Source organism: Acinetobacter sp. YH01005 (genome assembly GCF_013420465.1).
Lineage (GTDB): Bacteria > Pseudomonadota > Gammaproteobacteria > Pseudomonadales > Moraxellaceae > Acinetobacter > Acinetobacter amyesii.
On sequence record NZ_VOYA01000052.1, the window covers coordinates 1 to 4,378 of the forward strand.

A 4,378-nucleotide genomic window follows, 5' to 3' on the forward strand; every position below is an offset into this window, starting at 1 on the left:
GCCTATTTAAGTGATGTGCTGAAAAGGTTGCCGACACATAAAGTGACTCAGATTGAAGAATTACTGCCACATCGCTGGAAATCCAACTCAAATTAAAAAATAGGCATGGGGTTCAGCGGACGCTTACAATAATCCTGATTTCAAAGAAGCTTATAGTGAGATGGTAACGACTAGGCGAGAATTAAGTGAAATTGAGCCTTTGGCGGATAGCGATCTATCAGTTGCTCCAAAATCTCAACCCGTGCCAAGAAATAGCTATCCTAGACCTTTCTAAATATTGCTAATTGGGGGCAGCACAGAATTCGGAGAAAATAGCACGCTAAGGAATTTTGTGGACTAATTAATTTATTAAAATCAGAGATTTATATTTTTATGCTTTGCCTGTCTTCTAGAGATTGGCAACATGCAATTTAATTGAAAATTTTAACGAAGTTTTTAAATAACAACTACATAGAAGTAAACAAATGTACTTACCGCCCTATAATTTCCGTTTTCTGTGCTGACCCCTATATTCGAGTATTTAGACGGGAACGAAGAAGACTATGATTTCTCAAGATAGCGAGAAAAACTGACTACCTAGAATAGTCTGTTATAGGCGGTTTTCTTATAACGGTCTGTTCTAGGTAGTCTATTAATAGGTCTAAGGGGCTTTTTAGGTGGTTCCGCTAGGGTATACTGAAAATAAACTTGTCCTGTACCTGATTCCAGTAAAACACTCTCCGAAAATATCGAGACGATTCACGGTTGGTTACAGATAGTTTGGGTGTTATTTTTATCTCTATGCTTGATAGGCTTTATGAGCTTACCACAAATAATTTTTCATTCGGTCAGTCCTCGCTTTCATCCGACCAATTTTGACTCAACTCACTCACCAAACGACTCTCATCGCATTTAAAATCAATATAGTGATAGGTATTGGCAGGCAATAGCCAATCCTGCCCTGTCAGTGGACATTTTTGTTCCATATCTTCTGCCTGTGTCCAATCACGGTAATTCATTAGAAAATAATAGGTGGGTACACCTGTGCTTTGTTCAATGATACGGCACAATTCTCGACCTATTTTGCTATGCTCAGAATTGGGATTTTGCATTTGCTCTAAGGCAAAGGCTTCACTTACTGGTTGAGAACCAAGCCACAAACGATATAACGCTTCAGCCTGACGATACCATGACCACACATTATCATAACAAGGGTGATCAGGTTGGGTATATGGGATTTTATATAGAGGAATGCCTTGTAAGGTTACTCCATCTAGTAAAGGCGAACTCCAGCCCCAACGCAACATGTAAAATTCAGATTGCGTTGGTACGGCATAACGGGGAAGAGGATAGTCATGGTCTTCTCCGATATACAAGGTTTGAATGGGTTTACCTGCTAACTGTTCGATTTTATTGTGCATTTCTTGGGCATAGCTGTTCATATTTTTACGGTCAAGGGCATCCATTTCAGGACACACCACAGTCACGCGAGTAATATCATTTTGGCTAACAGCTAAATGATGGTTACGGGGTAATATTTGTCCGTTGCCTTCTAAATTTCCTAAATAACAAAATACATCATGGTCGTGGCTATCATCATCTTCAGCGATACCTGTATATTGGGGTATGATAATATCAAAGGCGTGCATTTTTATATCTCATGCTTAATTTATATTAAATATATTTGGGGATGTTGCTGTTGAAATTGGTTAAAGTGCTGTCTTGTAGTGTCAATTTAACCTATACCGTCAATGCCGTACACTCTAAATATTAATAATACTTAAACTACTTGATATTATAACTATAATTTTTCTTATCATATTTACCGAAATAAGGAACAGCTACATCCTTATGCACTGTATTATTACTATCAGTATATGTAATTACTATAGAGTCTTCGGTGTCAGAATATTTTATAGGATACTTAAATGATTGATTAGGAGATAAATTACCTATATTTTCTGATTTATTAGTGGTTTTATAAGTTAAATTAACCTTAGTTATATCTTCGGAGGTTTTGTTATTTATAATTAGCATCCCTTCTGATTCACTTTGACTGGAACAAGCCACAGTAATTAATGCACTTAAGCTAATTACATACAGTTTTCTTATTGAGATCTTCACGAGCCAAACCTTTAGTTATTTTATTTAATACAAAATAATTCTATGCAAGAAATGCCACTCTCAACTTCTTAAGCCTATTGGAATGGCTGTATTACAAGAATTGTAAGTTTAATATTGAAAGTCTAACCTTCGTAAAATAAATGATTTAGCGAAAAAAAGTTGAGAGTTAAGCATAAAATGGAATCTTATTTTTCACCAAAGGAATTAGAAGATGTTAAAGAACCATTAGTTATAACTTTCATTTTGAGACTACCCTAAATTCTGTGTAACTATCTAGTTTTCTAAAATACTTCTTAAATTTTGTCAAAATGGCTTTATTAGCTCGAAAAACTAACTTTCTATACACCATGAAGTACACCGCGACTACCTAAATAACTCAATATACCAATATCATTAGCCTACAGCCTAAGGTTCTAGTCCTCACTAGGGTACCGAAGCAGTGAAATTGGTTTGCCATAGGCATACTAATCAGAGTATGAAAAAGAAACTCCTCTCTCTGCAAATTCTTGATTGAAAACACTAAGAACCTTCATACTAAAAGTATAATAAATAAGTACTAGCCTTTCTATTATGGTGATGTCGTTCATATTCCAAGATATTCTCCGATCATCTAATAACCCCTCCCAACTAGGATCGTTTATTTTAGGTATAGATTGACTGCCGTAAGAAGGTATTTGATCAACTAAATGACGCATATCATCGAGTTTTTGATTTGATAGGGGTTACCCCAGAATTTGGAGAAAATAGTACGACAAGGAATTTTGTCGACTAATTAATTTATTAAAATCAAAGATTTATATTTTTATGCTTTGCCTGTCTGCTAGAGATTGGCAACATGCAATTTAATTGAAAGATTTTTAACGAAGTTCTTAAATAACAACTACATAGAAGTAAATAAATGTACTTACCGCCCTATAATTTCCGTTTTCTGTGCTGACCCCTAATATAGCAGTTTTTCACTGAATAGAACTCAGATAACTTATCATTTGGTGATAGTCAGAAGCCTTTATTCCCTTAAAATAATTTTTGTTTTTGATATCAAGGACTACTTCTACCACAACCTGTAAACAGCGAATAAAAATCTTAAAATTTAAACCCTAATTTCGATAAGAAGGGTAAATATACTTTCTGCTTTTCACTATCTAATAATGCTTCAGCAATTTGTTCAGCAAACACATCGTAACTTCGACCTGCTTGCCCTTGTGCCAAATACGATGCCTCATGTAATTGAGATATTTTTTTAGCGAAGGCAAAGCGTTGATTATCGGTCATGGTTATAAACATATCTACTGTATGTGGATCACGCTCTGTCTTTTCAGCTTTTACCGTTTTGGGCTTGGTTCTTTGTTTAAATTTAAAGGTAAATCCTGTAATAGTGCGACCTTGCTTGTGTTGCTCATATTCAGCAATAATATCCGTGTGTTCGTTAATTTGACTAATAGCCAAATCTAAAACTCTTGCTTTGAAATGGTGCATACGCACATATTCATCACTCAATAACCCAAAATGATTTCTTAACTCATCTAACGAGATTTCATTGGTTTTGCCCACAGACCGCCATTTAATCAAAAACTCATACAGGCGAATAGCATATCGGCTCTGTAAGCCTTTAATTTGCTCTATCTCGTATTTGGTAAATTTTTTTTCCAATCCTACAATTAATGGTACAACGTCATTGGCGAATACTAATCTTACCAATCCTAAATCATTAACGTAACTAATCTTTTGCACAAAGCGACTGCGGACAAACTCAATTTTTTGACTACCCTCAACAAACTGGGTGTAATTAAATTCCGCTTCAAATAAACCATTGACTCCACGCTTTAGGGCTTCATAAGCCGTATGTTTAGCCACGTCAAACTGTTGCATATAAGATTGGGCATGAATAGTTAAAGTCTTGTTCAATACACTTTCAATATTATCGCCCAACTTACGAGGGCACTGTTGCAAATAGAGATTTGAGTCGATGATGTTCCCTTTAAAAAGTGCTTAGAGACCGAAAAACCTGTTGATTAGACACACTTCACCCTGAGGCTGACCATAATAAAAGTAAGCGTCCGCTGAACACACCTTATGAATTCATCCTATAAGCCTTAATTTAGTCCCCACTTAGAAACAAGTGGGGACTTAAATTTATGACTACAAATAATCAGACATCCATCGCATCTCTTGCGAAAAAACGAAGAACATACAGTGCTGAATTTAAACAGCAGATCGTTCAGGCTTGTAAAGCACCGGACGTTTCAATTGCTTCAGTCGCTTTGCAACATGGATT

The 4,378-nt window shown here is 35.7% G+C and carries 5 protein-coding genes; 2 read left to right on the plus strand and 3 right to left on the minus strand.

Going from position 1 to position 4,378, the window contains the following annotated elements; translation table 11 throughout:
* The coding region (locus tag FTT72_RS15895) for a transposase domain-containing protein (RefSeq protein WP_141192730.1) at nucleotides 1–96 on the plus strand (96 nt) is incomplete at its 5' end.
* A 731-nt stretch (nucleotides 97–827) separates the two neighbouring features.
* Here FTT72_RS15895 and FTT72_RS15900 read toward each other — a convergent pair.
* From FTT72_RS15900 to repM, 3 genes are all read right to left on the minus strand, one after another.
* A complete protein-coding gene (locus FTT72_RS15900) occupies nucleotides 828–1,628 on the minus strand; it encodes a DUF2310 family Zn-ribbon-containing protein (RefSeq protein WP_114237944.1) in 801 nt (266 codons plus the stop codon).
* 136 nt (nucleotides 1,629–1,764) lie between these two features.
* A complete protein-coding gene (locus FTT72_RS15905; protein ID WP_114237945.1) occupies nucleotides 1,765–2,103 on the minus strand; it encodes a hypothetical protein in 339 nt (112 codons plus the stop codon).
* A 1,083-nt stretch (nucleotides 2,104–3,186) separates the two neighbouring features.
* On the minus strand, nucleotides 3,187–4,032 hold the full coding sequence (repM, locus tag FTT72_RS15910; RefSeq protein ID WP_180049802.1) for a replication initiation protein RepM: 846 nt from the start codon (nucleotides 4,030–4,032) through the stop codon (nucleotides 3,187–3,189).
* Between the two features lie 206 nt (nucleotides 4,033–4,238).
* On the opposite strand from repM, the gene FTT72_RS15915 reads away from it, so the two are divergent.
* Nucleotides 4,239–4,378, plus strand: a 140-nt coding sequence (locus tag FTT72_RS15915) for a transposase (RefSeq protein ID WP_151813106.1), incomplete at its 3' end; no start/stop codon positions are given.